Genomic DNA, 17,448 nt, shown 5'->3' on the forward strand with positions numbered 1-17,448 from the left:
GCGCATGACCGAACCTGAAACCTCCAGCCGCCCTGCCCTGCGCCGCCTTGGCAGCCTCGGCACCCTGTGGCCGTTCGTGCGTCGCCATCGCGGCCTGTTCAGCGCATGGCTGGTGGCGCTGGCGGTGTCTTCCACCGCAACGCTCAGCCTGCCGCCGGCGGTCAAGCAGATGATCGACCACGGGTTCACCGGCGGCGGCCAGATCAACCGTGCATTTGCCCTGCTGCTGCTGGTCGCGATCGTGATGGCGCTGGCCACTGCCGCGCGCTTCTTCTTCGTCTCGCTGCTGGGTGAAAAGGTCGTCGCCGACCTGCGCGGCCAGTTGTATGCGCACCTGATCACCCTCGGCGCCGGCTTCCATGACCGGAACCGCAGCGGCGAACTGGTATCGCGCCTGACCGCCGACAGCGAGCTGCTGCGCAGCGTGATCGGCTCGACGATGTCGGTCGCCCTGCGCAGCAGCGTCACCGTGGTCGGCAGCCTGGTGATGCTGTTCGTCACCAGCCCGCGGCTGGCGGCATGGTCGCTGCTGGGCATCCCGCTGGCCGTGCTGCCGATCATCCTGGGCGCGCGCCGCCTGCGTGCCATCTCGCGCGACAGCCAGGACCGCATCGCCGATGCCAACAGCCTGGCAGCCGAAACGCTGGGCGCGGTGCGCACGGTGCAGGCACATGCACGCGAACCCTACGAGCAGGGCCGTTTCAACCACGCACTCAAGGATGCGATCGGCGCAGCGCGGCGACGCATCCGCGCCCAGTCGCTGGTCACCGCCAGCGCCATCCTGCTGGTGTTCGGTGCCATCGTGGGGGTGCTGTGGCTCGGCGCGCATGATGTCATCGCCGGCCGCCTTTCGGCCGGTACGCTCGGCCAGTTCGTGCTGTACGCACTGATCGGCGGCGGTTCGGTCGGTGCGCTGGCCGAAGTGTGGAACGAACTGCAGCGCGCCTCCGGCGGCATGGGCCGGATCAGCGAGCTGTTGCAGGAAGACGTGGAGATCCGCGCTCCGTCCGCACCGCAGGCATTGCCTGCGCCACTGCGCGGCGAGATCCGCTTCGATGACGTGGTGTTCCATTACCCGCAGCGCCCTGATACCGCGGCGCTGGATCATTTCAACCTGCATGTGCGACATGGCGAAACGGTCGCCCTGGTGGGGCCCTCCGGTGCCGGCAAGAGTACGGTGCTGCAGTTGCTGCTGCGCTTCCACGACCCGCGCAACGGCAGCATCTCGGTGGACGGCCTGGACCTGCGCCAGCTTGATCCGGCGGCGTTGCGCGCCGAGCTGGCGCTGGTTCCGCAGCAGCCCACGCTGTTCGCGGCCAGTGCGCGCGACAACATCCGCTATGGGCGCCTGGACGCCACCGACGCGGAGGTGGAAGAGGCCGCGCGCGCCGCCGAGGCCGATGATTTCCTGCGCGCGCTGCCCGAGGGCTACGACAGCGAGCTGGGCGAACGTGGTGCACGCCTTTCCGGCGGCCAGCAGCAGCGCATCGCCATTGCCCGTGCGCTGCTGAAGGATGCGCCGATCCTGCTGCTGGACGAGGCCACCAGCGCGCTGGATGCGCAGAGCGAGCGCGCCGTGCAGCAGGCACTGGAACGCCTGATGGCCGGCCGCACCACGCTGGTGATCGCCCACCGCCTGGCCACCATCCTCAAGGCCGACCGCATCGTGGTGATGGACCACGGGCGCATCATCGCCCAGGGCACGCACCAGCAGCTGTTGGCTGAAGGCGGGTTGTACGCGGACCTGGCCAAGCTGCAGTTCATCGATTGACCACGCGCGGCTAACACGGTGCGGCGCAGGCTTGCGTCGCACCGTGGTTGATTGAAGAAGGAGGTAGACGATGTCGTTCCGTCAGTTTCCCGCCACCGATACCAATGGCGAAAGCCGCATCATCATCGAGTTCAAGGCCGACGATGCCCCGTCAGCCAGCGAACATGCAGAGCCGCGTTATGAACTGGAGGATGGCCGCGTGCTGGTCCGCAATGGGCGCGAGTTCTCGACGGCAGGTGGTGAGTTGCGGTTGAGCATCTGAGGGTAATCGAATGCAGGGCCGCCGAGCATGGCTCGGCGCTACCGGGATTCGCTGGATGTGGCCAATTAATAGCCACCTGGCTTGACAACCTTTTGTCGCAAGGGATGCGCTGGGTTATCCACATGTTTGTGCGAAAACCATCCACACCGCCTGTGGATGAAACCGTCAGCGGGCTAGCACCCTGCCGATTCCGCTGTCGTCTACTTCCGCCGCCGCCGCGGCAATGGCCATGTCGCTGCTTCCCGGCACGAATCCAATGCGGAAATGCACTTCGCCGGTCGGGGTACGCGAGGAGTGGATCGACGCCAGGCTGATGTCGTGCTGCTCGAATACATGCAGCAGTGCACGCAGGGAACCCGGTCGATCTTCTGGCAGGTGCACCGACAATGCCTGCCGCTCGGTGAGGTCGGCCAGCAGATATCCCACCCGCTCGAAGGTGTAGTTGCCATCGGCCAGGATCTGCTCACCGAAGGCATCACGGTTATCCAGCAGCAGTTGCCGACGGAAGCGCGCACGCGCGCCATCGTCGCCCTGCAACACCTGCGACTGCAGTTGCTGCAACTGGTCGATCAGGCGTTGCAGCATCGGCGCTACGTGCGGGTTGCCAAACTGGATGTCTTCATAGATGGCCGGGTTCAATGACAGGATGCGCGCGATGATCGCCGTATCCAGTTCGAACGAAGCCGAACGGTACGGCAGCAACGCGGCAAGGTCGCCCAGCTCCGGGCCATAGCCACGCAGTACGCCGGCCTGCGCCAGGTGGCTGGCGTGCACCATGGCCTGCACCAGCGCCATGACCTTGTCGTGGTGGGCTGGCGTTGCGCGCACGCACTCGGCCTGCAGTGACGTGCACAGTTCCTGCACCCAGGGCAGCCAGCGCTGCAGCCGGGCTTCGCAGACCACCATCACGCGGCCTTTCAGCGTCGGCGATTTCGGCGGCGCAGTCATCGGGTGCAGGCCCACCACCTCCGCCTGCGAGGCCAGCATCGCCTGCACCGGCGCCTCTTTCACCGAGGTGACGTCCAGCCACAAGCGCCCATGTTCACGCCCGGCAGAGGCGCGCACGTAGTCGGCGATCAGTCCGGGCGTGTGCCGGATCGGCGCCGAGAACACCAGCACGTCCGCTTCGGCCAGCAATTGTTCCGGGGTATGCGACTGCGGGTCTGCCGGATCGTGCCCGATCACGGTCAGCTGCATGTGCTCGGCGAAGAAGCGGGCCAGCCAGCGCCCATAGGCGCCAGCGCTGCCCACGATACCGACGACCCGTGGATGCACGCTCATGCCAGCCGCTCGGCGCTGAAGCGCACCACATCCACCAGTGCCGCCGGCGCCGCCGCCAGCACGTCGAATTCCTCATGGCCGTTGGCCAGCGTCGCCTCGAGGGCACCATGGGTGCCAGCCACTGCACGGCCGATCGCCTGTTGCATGCCGTCCCCGCGCAGCAGGAAGGCCACGATGAGCGCCATCAGCACGTCACCGGTGCCGGCTACGTCGACCGCAAGCAAGGGGGATGTCCAGCGCCAGATGCCTTCCTTGCCGACGGCGAGCGTGACCAGTTGGCCGCTGTCGCCGGAAACGCTGTGTGCAAGCACCCATTCCGGTCCGCGCTGCAACAGAACGCGCGCTGCGGCGATGGCATCGTCCTGCGCCAGCGATGGCATGCCGGTCAGGCGACCGAGTTCGAATGCATTGGGAGTTACCAGCCAGGCACGTGGCAACAGGCGCTCGGCGAAGACCTTCTCCAACCCTGGCTCGACGTAGGGGCCGGTATGGGTGTCACCGATCACCGGATCCAGGCAATAGCGCAGCTGTGGGCAGGCCGGCAGCACCCCATCGATCCAGTCGGCAAACGCGGTTCCATTGCCAACGCTTCCGAAGTACCCGGACACCAGCATGCGCGCACGCTGCGGCAGGCCGCGCTCGCTGGCGCCACGCAGCAGGTCGGCGAACCAGTCCGTCGGCAGCACTCGGCCGCGCGTGGTGTCGTAGAACGGCGCGTTGCTCAGCAGCGTGGTCGGTATTTCCGCCACGCGCAGGCCCAACGCGCGCAGTGGCGGCACGGCGGCGCTGTTACCGGCGTGGCCATACACCAGTTGGGACTGGACCGAGATGACATCGATCGGCGACGGGCCATCGGGCCGCTGACGGCGGCCGTGGACCAGATGGTTATCGAGGGATTCGCTCATCGGCGCATTTTACGCCGTGCAGCACCCCGGCTGTGACGGGCCATGCCAAGCACCGGTGCACAAAGCCCAGCGGGGCATGGCCCCGCTCTACCCGGTAGTGACGGCCGGTAGTGACGGGCCATGCCCGTCACAGTGCGCAGCGCGCGTCGGTCAGGACGTCATCCGGTCCCAGAAACCCTTGACGCCATCGATGAACGTCGCCGACTTCGGCGAATGCTTGCGCGCGTCCTCACCAACGAAGGTGGCTTCGAACTGCTCCATCAGCTTGCGCTGGTCGGGCGTGAGGTTGACCGGCGTCTCCACCACCACGCGGCAATACAGGTCGCCCTCGGTGCGGCTGCGCACCGAACGCACACCCTTGCCACGCAGGCGGAACAGCTTTCCGGTCTGGGTTTCGGCCGGGATGCGTATCTCCGCTTCGCCGCCCAGTGTCGCCACCCGGATACTGTCGCCAAGCGATGCCTGCGAAATGCGGATCGGCACTTCGCAGTGCAGGTCGTCGCCATCACGCTGGAAAATGGCGTGGTCACGCACGCGCACTTCAACGTACAGATCACCGGGGGGAGTACCGGCCGGACCAGCTTCGCCCTCGCCCGCCAGGCGGATGCGATCGCCGGTATCGACACCGGCAGGCACCTTCACCTGCAGCACCTTGTCTTCTTCCACGCGGCCATTGCCGTGGCAGGTCTTGCACGGCTGGGCGATGATCTGCCCGCGGCCGCCGCAGTTGTGGCAGGCCTGCTGCATGGCGAAGATGCCACGCTGGATGCGCACCTGGCCGCGGCCATGGCAGACGTTGCAGGTTTCCACCTTGCCGTCCTCCGAGCCGCTGCCGTCGCAGTCGCCGCATTCGGCCAACGTCGGGATCTCGATGCGGCGCTCGATGCCACGCACCGCTTCTTCCAGGTCCAGTTCCATCACGTAACCGATGTCGGCGCCGCGACGCGACTGGCGCGGACCTCCGGCACCACCACCGAAGATGTTGCCGAAGATGTCGCCGAAAATATCATTCATGTCCGGGCCGCCCGGACCACCGCCACCGCCGCCCATGCCGTGCTCGAACGCGGCGTGGCCGTGGGCATCGTACATGCGGCGCTTGTTGCCGTCGGCCAGTATTTCGTAGGCTTCCTTGCACTCCTTGAAGGAGGCTTCGGCAGCCGCATCACCCGGGTTGCGGTCGGGGTGGAACTTCATCGCGCAGCGACGGTAGGCCTTCTTCAGCTCTTCGTCGGTGGCGCTGCGGGCTACGCCCAGGACTTCGTAGTAATCGCGTTTGCTCATGGGGTGGATCGCTTTCCGGTACGTCGGGATTCGTCAAAGCAGAAAAGCGGACCGTGTCCGCTCCTGCGTCGGGCGCCCCGACTCGCCTGTCGGCGGCCAGGACCCTGATGCGACGACGGGACGTCGCCATCAGGCAACGTCCCGCGTCGGTCTGGATCAGGACTTCTTGTCGTCCTTGACTTCGGTGAACTCGGCATCGACGACGTCGTCGTGCTTGGCACCGGCGCCAGCATCGGCACCCGGGGCAGCGCCCTGGTCACCGGCCGAAGCCGCAGCGAACAGCGACTGGCCGGCTTCTTCCAGCACCTTCGACTTGGCTTCGATCTGTGCCTTGTCGTCGCCCTTCATTGCCGTTTCCAGGTCGGCCAATGCCGCCTCGACCTTGCCGATCACATCGCCGCCGACCTTGCTGCCGTGTTCGGTGATGGCCGAACGGGTGCCGTGGATCAGGGCATCGGCCTGGTTGCGGGCCTGCACCAGTTCCTGGAACTTCTTGTCTTCTTCGCGGTTGGCTTCCGCATCGGCGACCATGCGCGCGATCTCGTCCTCGGACAGGCCCGAACCGGCCTTGATCTCGACCTTCTGTTCCTTGTTGGTCTTCTTGTCCTTGGCCGATACGTGCAGGATGCCGTTGGCATCGATGTCGAAGGACACTTCCACCTGCGGCAGGCCACGCGGCGCCGGCTCGATGCCGGACAGGTCGAACTTGGCCAGCGACTTGTTGAAGCGGGCCTGCTCGCGCTCACCCTGCAGCACGTGCACGGTCACGGCCGACTGGTTGTCCTCGGCGGTGGAGAACACCTGCGAGGCCTTGGTCGGGATGGTGGTGTTCTTCTCGATGATCTTGGTGAACACGCCACCCATGGTTTCGATGCCCAGCGACAGCGGGGTCACGTCCAGCAGCAGCACGTCCTTGACGTCGCCGCCCAGCACGCCGCCCTGGATCGCAGCGCCCAGCGCCACGGCTTCGTCCGGGTTGACGTCCTTGCGCGGTTCCTTGCCGAAGAACTCGGTCACCGCCTGCTGCACCTTCGGCATGCGGGTCTGGCCACCGACCAGGATCACTTCGCTGATGTCGCTGGAGCGCAGGCCGGCATCGTTCAGCGCGACGCGGCACGGCTCGATCGAACGCTTGATCAGCTCTTCCACCAGCGCTTCCAGCTTGGCGCGGGTCAGCTTGATGTTCAGGTGCTTCGGACCGGAAGCATCGGCGGTGACGTACGGCAGGTTGACTTCGGTCTGCTGCGCGCTGGACAGCTCGATCTTGGCGCGCTCCGCGGCGTCCTTCAGGCGCTGCAGGGCCAGCGGATCCTTGCGCAGGTCGATGCCCTGGTCCTTGTTGAACTCGTCGACCAGGTATTCGATGACGCGGTTGTCGAAGTCTTCGCCGCCCAGGAAGGTATCGCCGTTGGTGGCCAGCACTTCGAACTGCTTCTCGCCGTCGACGTTGGCGATCTCGATCACCGACACGTCGAAGGTGCCGCCGCCGAGGTCGTACACCACGATCTTGCGATCCTTGTTGTCGCCCTTGTCCAGGCCATAGGCCAGCGCAGCGGCGGTCGGCTCGTTGATGATGCGCTTGACGTCCAGGCCGGCGATGCGGCCGGCGTCCTTGGTCGCCTGGCGCTGGCTGTCATTGAAGTAGGCCGGAACGGTGATCACCGCCTCGGTCACCTTCTCGCCGAGATAATCCTCGGCGGTCTTCTTCATCTTCTCCAGCACCTTTGCGGAGATTTCCTGCGGTGCCATTTTCTTTGCATCGCTGGTGGACACCCAGGCATCGCCGTTGTCATGGGCCAGGATGCTGTACGGGACGTGGGCGATGTCCTTCTGCACCTCGGCGTCGGTGAATTTGCGGCCGATCAGGCGCTTCACCGCGTAGAAGGTGTTCTTCGGGTTGGTCACCGCCTGGCGCTTGGCCGAGGCACCGACCAGGACTTCGCCGTCCTTGGTGTAGGCGACGATCGACGGGGTGGTGCGATCGCCTTCCGAGTTTTCGATGACGCGGGCCTTGCCGCCGTCCATGATCGCCACGCACGAGTTGGTGGTGCCGAGGTCGATACCAATGATCTTGCCCATGGGGGACTCCTGAAGATTATTCGGTCAATCCGGCCGTGGCCGGTGGATGAATGGGATGTGGGGGAGGCTCGTGGAACATTCAAGCCATTCCGGGACGCTGTGTTCAGCGGGTTGAAAATTCCGCCGGGCGGGTCCGACGATGCCGACCGGGGCCAGGTAGCGCCGGGCCATGCCCGGCGGCCACACGCCCGGAACGGCCGGTCAGTCGCGGGCGACCACCACCAGCGCCGGACGCAGCAGGCGGTCGTTGAGCAGGTAGCCCTTCTGGAATACCTGCACCACGCTACCGGGGGCCGCGCCGCCGGCATCAACCTGGCTGATCGCCTGGTGATGTTCCGGGTTGAACGCCTGGCCTGCTGGATCCAGCAGGGTCAGGCCGTTGTCGCCAGCCACCTTCAGCAACTGCTTGTAGGTCAGGTCCAGCCCGTCGCGCAGCGGACTGGCCTGGTCACCGGCGGCCTGCAGCCCGGCGTCCAGGCTGTCGAACACCGGCAGCAGCTCGCCCAGCAGCTTTTCGTTGGCGAAGCGGCGTGCCTGCTCGACGTCGCGGGCCACGCGCTTGCGCTGGTTGTCCAGGTCGGCGCGCTCACGCAGCGCATCGGCCTTGACCTGCTCCAGCTCGCCGCGCAGCTGCTCCAGCTGGTCGTGCAGGGCCAGGTCGGCCTCGGCGGCGGACTGTACGGATTCGGTTTCGTGCTGATCTTGGTTCATGTGCGTTTCCCTGGCGGTCACTCCCCGCCTCCATCCCACCTAGTGTGGGCGGGATGCTGCGTTTCAAGCGCCAGGCGGAACGGAGTTGCCCTGGCCGGGCGAAAAGGCCGCGCCCAGCACCTCCGCCGTGGCCTGCACCAGCGGGATCATGCGGTCGTAAGCCATGCGCTTGGGCCCGATAACCCCCAGCACGCCCAGCACCTGGCCATCGGCCACGTAAGGCGCCGTCACCAGGGATACCCCCTTCAGCGGTACCACCCCGGTTTCCTCGCCGATGAAAATGCGTACGCCGGGCGCCTCGATGGTGCGTTCCAGCAGCTGCAGGATCTCGCGTTTGCTGGAAAACAGCTCGAACAGCTCGCGCAGGCGTTCCAGGTCGGACAGGTCCTGCACCCCCATCAGCCGCGTGTGCCCGGCCACCAGCATGTCGTCGGCCGGCGGCTCCAGGGCCTGCTCGGCCAGTTCGATGCTGTGCGCCAGCAGTTGCTCCATCTCGCTGCGGGCGTCGCGCAGTTCGTGCAGCAGGCGGCGGCGGATCTGCGCCAATGGCAGGCCAGCGAACTGGGCGTTGAGGTAATTGGCCACCTGCTCCAGCTCGGACGGCTCCCACGGCCGGCGCGCCTCGATGACCCGGTTCTGCACTTCGTTGTCGGCAAATACCACGATGGCCAGCACGCGGCGCGCATCCAGGGCGACGAAATCGATCTGCCGGAACGCGAACTGTCCGCGGCGCGGCGCGCTGACCACGCCAACGAAGTGGCTCATCGCCGAAAGCAGTTCCGACGCGCTCCCAAGCAGGGCCTGGGTGCCGGCGCCGCTGGCCAGTTCACTGCGCAGGCGGCTGAGGTCCTGCTCACCGGGCGGATGCATCTGCACCAGGCTGTCGACGAATACCCGGTAGCCATGCGCGGTCGGAATGCGCCCGGCCGAGGTATGCGGCGAGCTGAGCAGGCCGAGGTCTTCCAGGTCGCCCAGGATGTTGCGGATGGTCGCCGGACTGACGTCCAGCCCGGACGTGCGCGCCAGCGTCTGCGACCCGACCGGCTCGCCATCCTGGATGTGGCGCGCGATCAGGGTCCGCAGCAGATGGCGGGCACGTGGGGCAAGTTGGTCGGAAGACGACGACATCGGATCAGCCTGTGAGACTCACCCATTAGATAATGCCCTCACGGCGGCTTGGCAAGTCATTGGACCGCCCTGCCCCGCGTGCTAGCGTTGCCCGGCTCGAGAGACCATAAGACCGATGCTCAGACATTTATCAATCAAGGATTTCGCCGTCGTCCGCGCCACCGAACTGGAATTCGGCCCCGGCATGACCGTGGTCTCCGGCGAAACCGGCGCTGGCAAGTCGCTGATGGTGGACGCCCTGGGCTTCCTGTCAGGCTTGCGCGCCGACAGCGGCGTGGTCCGCCATGGCGCCCCGCGCGCCGAACTGTCCGCCGAGTTCGCGCTGGAACAGCTGGCCGCCGCGCGGCGCTGGCTGGCCGACAATGAACTGGACGACGACGAACAATGCCAGCTGCGCCGGGTGATCCGGGCCGACGGCGGTTCGCGCGCATGGATCAATGGGCGCCCGGTAACCCTGTCCCAGCTGACCGAACTGGCGGCGCTGCTGGTGGAAATCCACGGCCAGCATGAGCAGCAGGCGCTGCTGACCCGGCCGTCGCAGCTCGCGCTGCTGGATGCCTACGCCGGCAACGCCGAAGAACGTCGTGCCGTACGCCAGGCCGCTGCCGGCTGGCAGGCACTGGTCGACGAGGCCGACGCGCTGTCCCAGCAAGGGGACGTCAGCGACCGCATCGGTTTCCTGGAACACCAGCTGCGCGAGCTGGAAAGTGAAGACCTGGAGCCCGAATCGATCGTTGCGCTTGGTGCCAGCCACCGTCGCCAGGCCCATGCCAGTGCGCTGCTGACCACCTGCGAGACCGCCACCGCACGCATCAACGGGGATGAAGGCAGCTCCGCGCTTGACCTGCTGCAGCAGGTGCGCGGCGACCTCGGCCGGATGGTGGAACACGATGCGCGGCTGGGCGAGGTGGATGCGTTGATCGACAGCGCCAGCATCCAACTGCAGGAAGCGCTGGCCCTGCTGGACCGTGTCCATGACGACCTGGATGCCGATCCGGAGCAGTTTGAAGAAAATGAACGCCGCCTCGGCCGCCTGCACGACCTGGCACGCAAGCACCGGGTGCCGATGGACGAGCTGGGCGCGCAACGCGAGCGCATGCGCGCCGAAGTGGAACTGCTGCGCGGCGCCGACCTGCGGCTGCAGAAGCTGGCCGGGGAAATCGACAATGCCGCCGCTGCGTGGCGCGGCCAGGCAGCGGTACTGAGCGCTGGCCGCCAGCGCGCGGCCACCGAGCTGTCCACCACCACCACCGGGTTGATCGCCGAGCTGGGCATGGGCGGCGGCCAGTTCCTGATCCAGCTGGAGCCGCAGGATGCCGGCAAGCCGGACCCGCAGGGTGCCGAACGGGTGGAGTTCCTGGTGGCGGCCAACGCCGGCCAGCCACCGCGCCCCCTGCGCAAGGTAGCCTCCGGTGGCGAGTTGTCACGCATCTCGTTGGCCATCGAAGTGGCCGCGCTGGACCTGGACGCCGTGCCGACCATGGTGTTCGACGAGGTGGATTCCGGCATCGGCGGCGCGGTGGCCGACATCGTCGGACAGAAACTGCGGGCACTGGGCGAGAAGCGCCAGGTGCTGTGCGTGACCCACCTGCCGCAGGTCGCCAGCAAGGGCCACGCCCATTACCGGGTCAGCAAGGCCCCGGTGGACGGCATGACCCAGAGCGCGGTGGAGAAGCTGGACAACAAAGCCCGCCAGGAAGAGCTGGCGCGCATGCTGGGCGGGGTGGAAGTAAGCAAGGAAGCCCGCGCCGCCGCCCGCAAGCTGCTGGCCGGCTGAGCCGCGTCCTGCCGACGGTCCGCTGCGTCCGCCCCGCCTTGGTAGCGCCGAGCCATGCTCGGCGGAATCGTTCAGGCAACGGCCCGCTGCGCTCGCCGACCATGGGTCGGCGCTACCGGGTCATGGTCGGGGCCTTGGGCCGGAAACGAAAAACCCGGGCATGCCCGGGTCTTCAGGTACGGCCGATGGCAGCGGGGTTACCGACGCTTCTTCCGCACGTAGAGCACCAGCGAGTGCTCTTCCAGCTCGTAACCGTGATCGGTCGCGATCTTCCGCTGCAGCTCTTCGATCTCGACACTTTCGAATTCGATGATCTTGCCGGTGTCCACGTCCACCATGTGGTCGTGGTGGCCGCCGCGGTCCAGCTCATACACGGCCTGGCCGCCTTCGAAGTTGTGCTTGAGCACAAGCCCGGCTGCCTCGAACTGGGTCAGCACGCGGTAGACGGTGGCCAGGCCGATCTCATCCCCGTGCTCCAGCAACTGGCGGTAGATGTCTTCGGCGGTCATGTGATGGTGGGCAGTGCGCTGTTCCAGCAGCGCCAGTATCCGCATCCGAGGATGGGTCACCTTCAGGCCGACTTTGCGCAGGTCGTGGGTTTCCATAGGTCTCCGTTCATTGGCGATTTAGCGCCAGCTGCCTCGGATTGGGTCGCGGTGGCACGCCGGGAGTGTATCATCGGATCGATTTCCCCAACCGCGATTCCCGATGCGCAATCTCCTGCTGGTCGCCGCCGTTGCCCTGTCCACCACGGGCTGCGGCATCATCTACAAGCAACCCATCTATCAGGGCAACCTGATCCGGGAAGATGCCGTGTCCAAGCTCCAGGTCGGGCAGAGCAAGCAGCAGGTCAATGCCCTGCTGGGCACCCCGTCCGTCGCCGATCCGTTCCATGCCCAGCGCTGGGACTACACGGCCAGCCAGCGCGTGAACCGCGTCGGCCGGACCGAGACCAAGAACTTCACGGTTTACTTCGAAAATGACGCGGTGACCCGCTGGGAAGGCGATTACTTCCCGGCCGAGGACGCCAAGCTGGCCCAGCAGACCGTGCGCCAGTTCGGCCGCAACCTGCCGAAGGAAAAGAAGAAGGGCGGCGGTTGATCCCTGTGGCCTGACCGCCTGGTGACGGGCATGGCCCGTCGCTACCGGCCCGTGGCCTTTGCGCGACGCCGGCGGCTGTCCTTCGGGTCGGCCAGCAAGGGCCGCAGCAGCTCTATCCGGTCCCCGTCCTGCAGCACCTGCCCCGGCCTGGCCAGCACCCCGTGAACCGCCACCGCCGGGCAGGCGTCGCTACCCTCCAGCGCGGCGGCGGCAATGGCATCGGCAACGGTGGCGTCTTCGGCCAGCTCCAGCGAACGTTGCAGCACCCGGTCCGGCCAGGCCATCACGACCTCGACACGGTTCATCGCTCACTCCGGCTGGTCAGCGACGCGGACGAAATCATTGACCATGCGATCGGCCAGGCCCTGGAAGCCCAGCGCGAACGCCGGCGCCAGCAACCGCGAGGTGGGCTCGAACTGCAGTTCCAGGGTTACCTTGCATGCGTCCTCGGCCAGCGAATGGAAATCCCAGCGTCCGTGCAGGCTCTTGAACGGCCCTTCACGCAGCTTCATATCGATGCTGCTGGGGCGCTGCAGGGTGTTTTCGGTCATGAACCAGGTCGAAAACGAGCCCAGGCCCAGATCAAGCCGCGCAACCAATCGTTGCTCATCCTGTTCCAGGATGCGCGCAGCCGAGCACCAGCGGAAGCGACGCGGATAGGCGGCGACATCATTGACCAGATCAAACATGCGCGCCGCGGAGTGTTCGACCAGGGCGCTACGACGGATAGTTGGCATATCAGGTTCGGCTGCAGGTAATCGACCGGGCGGGCCCGAATCGGAGACAATACGGGAATGAGCAAGAACAGCGGCAAGGATAAAGCAAAGAACGCGACGGCCAACAAAACCATCGCGTTGAACAAGCGTGCACGGCACGAGTACCACATCGAAGAGCGCTTCGAGGCCGGGCTTGCCCTGCAGGGCTGGGAGGTGAAGTCCATCCGCGCCGGCCGCGGCAACATCGTCGATGCCTACGCCTATGTAAAAAGCGGCGAGATCTTCCTGATAGGCGCGCAGATCACCCCGTTGATCCAGGCCTCCACCCACGTGGTGGCCGAAGACCGGCGTGAGCGCAAGCTGCTGCTGCACCGGAACGAGATCGACAAGCTGGTCGGCGCCGTGGAGCGCGATGGCTACACCATCGTCCCCACCGCGATGTACTGGAGCAAGAACAAGATCAAACTGGAAGTGGCCCTGGCCAAGGGCAAGCAGGACCACGACAAGCGCAATGCCGCCAAGGACCGCGAGTGGGCCATCGAGAAGCAGCGCGTGATGCGCCGGGGCAACCGCGACGCCTGACGGCGCCGCCGTGCCCCGATCCGTCTCCGTAGCGCCGAGCCATACTCGGCGGCCGCCCCTGCCCCGATCCGCCTCCGTAGCGCCGAGCCATGCTCGGCGGCCGCCTTCCGGCACTACCCGTGATTCACGCGTCCACCGCCCCTGCCTGCATCTGCGGCGCCAACGCCGCATGCATCACCGCAAGGTGCATCACCACGGCCAGCTCATTGGCATGGCTGTCATCGCCCGCCCGCCAGCGCTGGGCCAGGCTGGCCGCTTCCCCGGGAAGCAGCGCCAGCAGCGAATGGTCATCCATGGCGTCTGCGGCATGCTGCAGACGCCGCGACAGGCGTCGCGCCTGCAACACATGGGTCAGCGCACTTCCGCCGGCCAGCGCCAGCAGCGCCACCGCCAGGCCGTGTTCGAACCAGTGCGACAGCAGGTCCGGCTCCGGCGCCCAGGCCAACAGCGCCAGCACCAGCAGGCCCATGACCCGCCAATAGCCCAAGGAGGGTCGCTTCCGGCGCGGCCAATGCACCACCACCGCGCTGGCGACCAGTGCCGCAGCGGCCGTGGCGGGCAGCTCGATCAAGCATGCCGCCGCTACCAGCACGGCCAACCCGGCCCATACCCAGCCTGGCGGCACCGCCCGGCGCAGGTAACCCACCCCGACCGGACCCACCAGTTGCCGCAGACTGCGCTTGTATGTTGCTTCCACCTGCACGTACCTCACCTCTGGAATCCAGGTTCCATGCTCGCCCGGGGGACGTCGCAGGAAGGTCGGCAAGACGTTAACAGCTCAATATGGGCTGTTGCTACCCGAGATCATGCATTTGCGTGACTGTTCAGCTGGATTGGCGTAGCATCAACCGCGTTGGGCAGCCCTGTTCCACGCGTCACCGGAACCGGGCCAGTACTTGCAAGCACTTGTAGAAACCGGGGGTGCATTGGTTTCGACGGGGGTTGTGAAGTCGCTTGGCGCATGCCGAGGGGGTAGCTTTCCTCGTAAATCCAGCTGCAAAACTCTAGTTGCCAACGACGACAACTACGCTTCGGATTTCGCAGTCGCAGCCTAACGGTTGACCTGTGTCATCCTTCGCCGCATAAGGTGAAGCCTCGAAACTGCCTGTGTCCATGCTCGCAGCGTAGAGTCACTATCATGGAATCGAGCTGGGCGGCTGCCTGTCAGTCCGGCACTAGAACACAACAGGCTTGTCCCGGGATGCGCTTTGCACACCGTGCTGTTTCGGGGCGAGATCCAACGGTGAGCTAAGCATGTAGTGCTGGGGATGGAGTGCCTTCGGACGGCGGTTCAATTCCGCCCACCTCCACCATTGATTGGTCTCTCGTAGACCACAGAAGGCCGGAATCCCTCGTCAAACAAGGGGTTCCGGCTTTTTTGTTGTCCATGCTTGTCCGGGCTGTTCCGTTGCAACCCATGAGACGCTGGGGGGTATATCTAGGGGTATCAACCGCCCACTGAAAACCGATACCCCCAATGCCTCTGACCGACGCTGCTATCCGTCGCGCCAAGCCTGCTGCCAAGCCTCAGAAGCTGGCAGACGGCGGCGGCCTGTTCCTTTTCATCACCGTGGCCGGCGCCAAGAGCTGGTGCTGGAAGTATCGCTCCGGCGGCAAAGAGAAGCTGCTGACCCTCCACCTGTACCCGGACGTGTCGCTGGCCAAGGCCCGAGAAGCCCGGGAGGACGCCCGCCGACTGCTGGCCAGGTGGACCCCAGCGAGCGCGCAAGGCAGCCACCGCAGCGCGCATCACCGCCGGCGGTGCAGCCTTCGAGGTGGTCGCCAGGGAATGGCTGACCTCCCGCCCGTGGGTGCCGAACCACCAGAAGAAGATTGCTGCCTGGTTCCAGAAGGACGCCTCTCCGTACATAAGTACGCACTTGGTGGAGCGGACCCGGATGATGCAGGAATGGGCCGACTATCTGGACCGGCTGCCCATGGGAAACGTCGTTCCGATGCGTCCCGGTCAGGCGTCGGGGGGAGGCGGCGCGCAATCGATTCGAAGCGCGCAGCCTCACTGCGGAGACAGTTGGCAGCACGGCGGCGCCCTGCCCTGCCCTGCCCTGTCCTCCCGCCTACCGGTACGATCACGGTCATGTTCCGTGGCCTGTTGCCAGAGGCCAGCCGCCTTCGTGCGCGCCCATTGAGCCTTGCTGATGCTGGTCTTTGTCATGCCACCATAGTGCGTCCAGGCACTCGCACCAGCCGATAACCAAACGACCGCAGTAACGGTTAGAGCGTCACCCCCTCATCCCGCCTCAGCACCCGCTAGCCACATTCCTCCGGATCCACCGCAGCTTCGTCGCCACCATGGTGCGCAGCTCCGCTTCGTGACGCAGAGCCCACATCTCAACACCTCACCGGCCAACGTTCCTGACAAAAGCGCTCGAGAACAACGCGAAGAGGCTGTAGTCCCGTAGGAAAACCCCTACGACAAGGCAGATAGTTGCCTTATTGATGCCCCCAACATTCACTGCGATTGTCAGATATTAAGCCCTCGCAGCGGAGAGCTTGTTTAGATCAGAGGCCGCATGAAACGGATAAAAGCACTCACCATCTCGTTGCTCGCAATTATATCCGCCGGCGCAGCTGCGGGCCTCTACCTTTCCGGCGAAAAAAATGTTAACCGCAAAACTTCTGAAGCGGACGGAAGCCCGGCCGAACTAAAACACAGTCAACTTAGAGCAACCATCAACATTCAAAGGCTTGCAAACGAACGAAAAATATCTCCAGCCATTGTGAAGCCGGAACTCGGCAGAGCATTCTCGATCAGCCGAAGCGGTCCGCTACGACCACCTGGCGATGCGCTTAATTATGCAAAAAGCTTACTTGCTGCATCTCAATCAGGGGATGCGGTCGCGACATATGACATCTTCCTCGCCACACTTGATTGCGCGAACCACCTCCGCAACGCCGGGATAATGTATCAAGAGATCGGCACAGGGGAAAGCCCACTAAAACCAACGAGCAACGCCACGGAAGATAAAGAAAACCTTCTAGAGTGCGAAGGACTGCTCACCAGCGAAGAATTTCAAGAAAAAAATTGGCTGACGAATGCAGCAGAACAAGGATCCTTGGAGGCAATGCTCATGTATTCGATCAATCCAGACCACGTGCTGGGAGATATAAGAGAATACTCCTTAAAGCCGGAACTCGTTCAGAAATGGAAGGACGACTCAATAACCTACTTGAACAGAGCGTCTTCGGCAGGAAGCACAGACGCACTCTACAGCCTTTCAGATGTATACAAAAACGGAATCATTGCACCACCCAACCCTGTCGAAGCATATGCTTACAGATTGGCAGCCCACAAGGCGACAGGGACGCCTATCGACCAGAGGATTCAATCAAACTTAACAAAAAGACTAACCCCGCACCAGATACAGGAATCCGAAGGACGTAGCGAGAAAATACTGACCTCATGCTGCATTAATTAGTTCCAGCCCACGGGATAATCATGGATAGATTTTCAAGGAAAACCACCTCCAAGTTGTTAGTCGCAGTAGTTTCAACAGCAGCCCTTACGGCATTGGCCTATACCGTTTTTGCGTCACAACCAAAGCGATGGGGTCCAATAACGTGCAGCCAATGCAATCAGCTTCAAGTGCCATATCCGGATCAGGCAGCGAAAGATGCGCTTGAAAGGTTCGCAGACGACCCTTACCCCGATACCATCGACTTCTTCGCCCCACAGGTCGAAATAGGCGACGTGATTACGATCTGCACAGCCACCATCTGCGTTGACTACAAACTGAACAGCTCGCGCAATTATGAAGGCGTACAGACACGACCGGTCGAGAGTGTTGGCGGCGGTGGCACGGGCGATAGTCCTGGTGGCGGTGGCGGGTCCGGCG

17 protein-coding genes and 1 other RNA gene are annotated in these 17,448 nt (G+C 64.8%); 8 read left to right on the plus strand and 10 right to left on the minus strand.

Going from position 1 to position 17,448, the window contains the following annotated elements:
* Positions 1-4 precede the first annotated feature (4 nt).
* Both H4O11_RS12925 and H4O11_RS12930 read left to right on the plus strand, forming a co-directional pair.
* The gene (locus H4O11_RS12925) at positions 5-1,771 is read left to right on the plus strand and encodes an ABC transporter transmembrane domain-containing protein (RefSeq protein WP_182339834.1); all 1,767 of its coding nucleotides are present in this window, start codon (positions 5-7) and stop codon (positions 1,769-1,771) included.
* Between the two features lie 70 nt (positions 1,772-1,841).
* On the plus strand, positions 1,842-2,033 hold the full coding sequence (locus tag H4O11_RS12930) for a hypothetical protein (protein WP_182339835.1): 192 nt from the start codon (positions 1,842-1,844) through the stop codon (positions 2,031-2,033).
* 165 nt (positions 2,034-2,198) lie between these two features.
* On the opposite strand, the gene H4O11_RS12935 is transcribed toward H4O11_RS12930, so the two are convergent.
* The 6 genes from H4O11_RS12935 to hrcA all read right to left on the minus strand — a co-directional run bounded on the left by H4O11_RS12935 (position 2,199) and on the right by hrcA (position 9,418).
* Positions 2,199-3,314, minus strand: coding sequence for a prephenate dehydrogenase (locus H4O11_RS12935; RefSeq protein WP_182339836.1), 1,116 nt, complete (start codon positions 3,312-3,314; stop codon positions 2,199-2,201).
* Positions 3,311-4,219, minus strand: coding sequence for a pyridoxal kinase (gene pdxY, locus H4O11_RS12940; protein WP_182339837.1), 909 nt, complete (start codon positions 4,217-4,219; stop codon positions 3,311-3,313). Before pdxY ends, H4O11_RS12935 begins: the two co-directional genes overlap by 4 nt.
* Positions 4,220-4,369: 150 nt before the next feature.
* On the minus strand, positions 4,370-5,500 hold the full coding sequence (gene dnaJ, locus H4O11_RS12945; RefSeq protein ID WP_182339838.1) for a molecular chaperone DnaJ: 1,131 nt from the start codon (positions 5,498-5,500) through the stop codon (positions 4,370-4,372).
* 156 nt (positions 5,501-5,656) lie between these two features.
* Complete coding sequence (gene dnaK, locus H4O11_RS12950) at positions 5,657-7,579, minus strand: molecular chaperone DnaK (protein WP_182339839.1); 1,923 nt, start codon at positions 7,577-7,579, stop codon at positions 5,657-5,659.
* 201 nt (positions 7,580-7,780) lie between these two features.
* Positions 7,781-8,290, minus strand: a complete 510-nt coding sequence (gene grpE, locus H4O11_RS12955) for a nucleotide exchange factor GrpE (RefSeq protein WP_182339840.1) — start codon at positions 8,288-8,290, stop codon at positions 7,781-7,783.
* A 63-nt stretch (positions 8,291-8,353) separates the two neighbouring features.
* Entirely contained in the window at positions 8,354-9,418 is a 1,065-nt protein-coding gene (hrcA, locus tag H4O11_RS12960; protein WP_182339841.1) for a heat-inducible transcriptional repressor HrcA, read from the minus strand.
* A 115-nt stretch (positions 9,419-9,533) separates the two neighbouring features.
* Between hrcA and recN the strand changes: the two genes are divergently transcribed.
* A complete protein-coding gene (gene recN, locus H4O11_RS12965; RefSeq protein ID WP_182339842.1) occupies positions 9,534-11,195 on the plus strand; it encodes a DNA repair protein RecN in 1,662 nt (553 codons plus the stop codon).
* A 197-nt stretch (positions 11,196-11,392) separates the two neighbouring features.
* Here the strand turns inward: recN and fur are convergent, their stop codons facing one another.
* On the minus strand, positions 11,393-11,800 hold the full coding sequence (gene fur / locus H4O11_RS12970) for a ferric iron uptake transcriptional regulator (RefSeq protein WP_182339843.1): 408 nt from the start codon (positions 11,798-11,800) through the stop codon (positions 11,393-11,395).
* A 103-nt stretch (positions 11,801-11,903) separates the two neighbouring features.
* On the opposite strand from fur, the gene H4O11_RS12975 reads away from it, so the two are divergent.
* Complete coding sequence (locus H4O11_RS12975; protein ID WP_182339844.1) at positions 11,904-12,296, plus strand: outer membrane protein assembly factor BamE; 393 nt, start codon at positions 11,904-11,906, stop codon at positions 12,294-12,296.
* 41 nt (positions 12,297-12,337) lie between these two features.
* Here H4O11_RS12975 and H4O11_RS12980 read toward each other — a convergent pair whose 3' ends face one another.
* Both H4O11_RS12980 and H4O11_RS12985 read right to left on the minus strand, forming a co-directional pair.
* On the minus strand, positions 12,338-12,601 hold the full coding sequence (locus H4O11_RS12980; RefSeq protein ID WP_182339845.1) for an RnfH family protein: 264 nt from the start codon (positions 12,599-12,601) through the stop codon (positions 12,338-12,340).
* A 3-nt stretch (positions 12,602-12,604) separates the two neighbouring features.
* On the minus strand, positions 12,605-13,033 hold the full coding sequence (locus tag H4O11_RS12985) for a type II toxin-antitoxin system RatA family toxin (protein ID WP_182339846.1): 429 nt from the start codon (positions 13,031-13,033) through the stop codon (positions 12,605-12,607).
* 57 nt (positions 13,034-13,090) lie between these two features.
* Between H4O11_RS12985 and smpB the strand changes: the two genes are divergently transcribed.
* Positions 13,091-13,594: an SsrA-binding protein SmpB gene (smpB, locus tag H4O11_RS12990; RefSeq protein ID WP_182339847.1), complete on the plus strand. Its 504-nt coding sequence runs from the start codon at positions 13,091-13,093 to the stop codon at positions 13,592-13,594.
* 124 nt (positions 13,595-13,718) lie between these two features.
* On the opposite strand, the gene H4O11_RS12995 is transcribed toward smpB, so the two are convergent.
* The gene (locus H4O11_RS12995; RefSeq protein ID WP_343042831.1) at positions 13,719-14,306 is read right to left on the minus strand and encodes a hypothetical protein; all 588 of its coding nucleotides are present in this window, start codon (positions 14,304-14,306) and stop codon (positions 13,719-13,721) included.
* Between the two features lie 205 nt (positions 14,307-14,511).
* Here H4O11_RS12995 and ssrA point away from each other — a divergent pair.
* From ssrA to H4O11_RS13010, 3 genes are all read left to right on the plus strand, one after another.
* Positions 14,512-14,907, plus strand: a transfer-messenger RNA (tmRNA) gene (gene ssrA, locus H4O11_RS13000).
* A gap of 164 nt (positions 14,908-15,071) precedes the next feature.
* Entirely contained in the window at positions 15,072-15,806 is a 735-nt protein-coding gene (locus H4O11_RS19385; protein ID WP_246333470.1) for an Arm DNA-binding domain-containing protein, read from the plus strand.
* 319 nt (positions 15,807-16,125) lie between these two features.
* Positions 16,126-17,031 (plus strand): sel1 repeat family protein, encoded by a 906-nt coding sequence (locus H4O11_RS13010; RefSeq protein ID WP_182339848.1) that lies wholly within the window; start codon positions 16,126-16,128, stop codon positions 17,029-17,031.
* The last annotated feature ends 417 nt before the right edge of the window (positions 17,032-17,448 follow it).

The organism is Stenotrophomonas tumulicola (assembly GCF_014117215.1).
Taxonomy (GTDB): domain Bacteria; phylum Pseudomonadota; class Gammaproteobacteria; order Xanthomonadales; family Xanthomonadaceae; genus Stenotrophomonas; species Stenotrophomonas tumulicola.

Excerpts from the sequence above, each read along its gene's own strand:
- fur (WP_182339843.1), bottom strand. The coding sequence starts at position 11,800 with ATGGAAACCCACGACCTGCGCAAAGTCGGCCTGAAGGTGACCCATCCT.
- H4O11_RS13010 (WP_182339848.1), top strand. The coding sequence starts at position 16,126 with ATGAAACGGATAAAAGCACTCACCATCTCGTTGCTCGCAATTATATCC.
- H4O11_RS12985 (WP_182339846.1), bottom strand. The coding sequence starts at position 13,033 with ATGCCAACTATCCGTCGTAGCGCCCTGGTCGAACACTCCGCGGCGCGC.
- dnaJ (WP_182339838.1), bottom strand. The coding sequence starts at position 5,500 with ATGAGCAAACGCGATTACTACGAAGTCCTGGGCGTAGCCCGCAGCGCC.
- H4O11_RS19385 (WP_246333470.1), top strand. The coding sequence starts at position 15,072 with ATGCCTCTGACCGACGCTGCTATCCGTCGCGCCAAGCCTGCTGCCAAG.
- hrcA (WP_182339841.1), bottom strand. The coding sequence starts at position 9,418 with ATGTCGTCGTCTTCCGACCAACTTGCCCCACGTGCCCGCCATCTGCTG.
- dnaK (WP_182339839.1), bottom strand. The coding sequence starts at position 7,579 with ATGGGCAAGATCATTGGTATCGACCTCGGCACCACCAACTCGTGCGTG.
- H4O11_RS12980 (WP_182339845.1), bottom strand. The coding sequence starts at position 12,601 with ATGAACCGTGTCGAGGTCGTGATGGCCTGGCCGGACCGGGTGCTGCAA.
- recN (WP_182339842.1), top strand. The coding sequence starts at position 9,534 with ATGCTCAGACATTTATCAATCAAGGATTTCGCCGTCGTCCGCGCCACC.
- H4O11_RS12935 (WP_182339836.1), bottom strand. The coding sequence starts at position 3,314 with ATGAGCGTGCATCCACGGGTCGTCGGTATCGTGGGCAGCGCTGGCGCC.
- smpB (WP_182339847.1), top strand. The coding sequence starts at position 13,091 with ATGAGCAAGAACAGCGGCAAGGATAAAGCAAAGAACGCGACGGCCAAC.
- pdxY (WP_182339837.1), bottom strand. The coding sequence starts at position 4,219 with ATGAGCGAATCCCTCGATAACCATCTGGTCCACGGCCGCCGTCAGCGG.
- H4O11_RS12975 (WP_182339844.1), top strand. The coding sequence starts at position 11,904 with ATGCGCAATCTCCTGCTGGTCGCCGCCGTTGCCCTGTCCACCACGGGC.
- H4O11_RS12930 (WP_182339835.1), top strand. The coding sequence starts at position 1,842 with ATGTCGTTCCGTCAGTTTCCCGCCACCGATACCAATGGCGAAAGCCGC.
- H4O11_RS12925 (WP_182339834.1), top strand. The coding sequence starts at position 5 with ATGACCGAACCTGAAACCTCCAGCCGCCCTGCCCTGCGCCGCCTTGGC.
- grpE (WP_182339840.1), bottom strand. The coding sequence starts at position 8,290 with ATGAACCAAGATCAGCACGAAACCGAATCCGTACAGTCCGCCGCCGAG.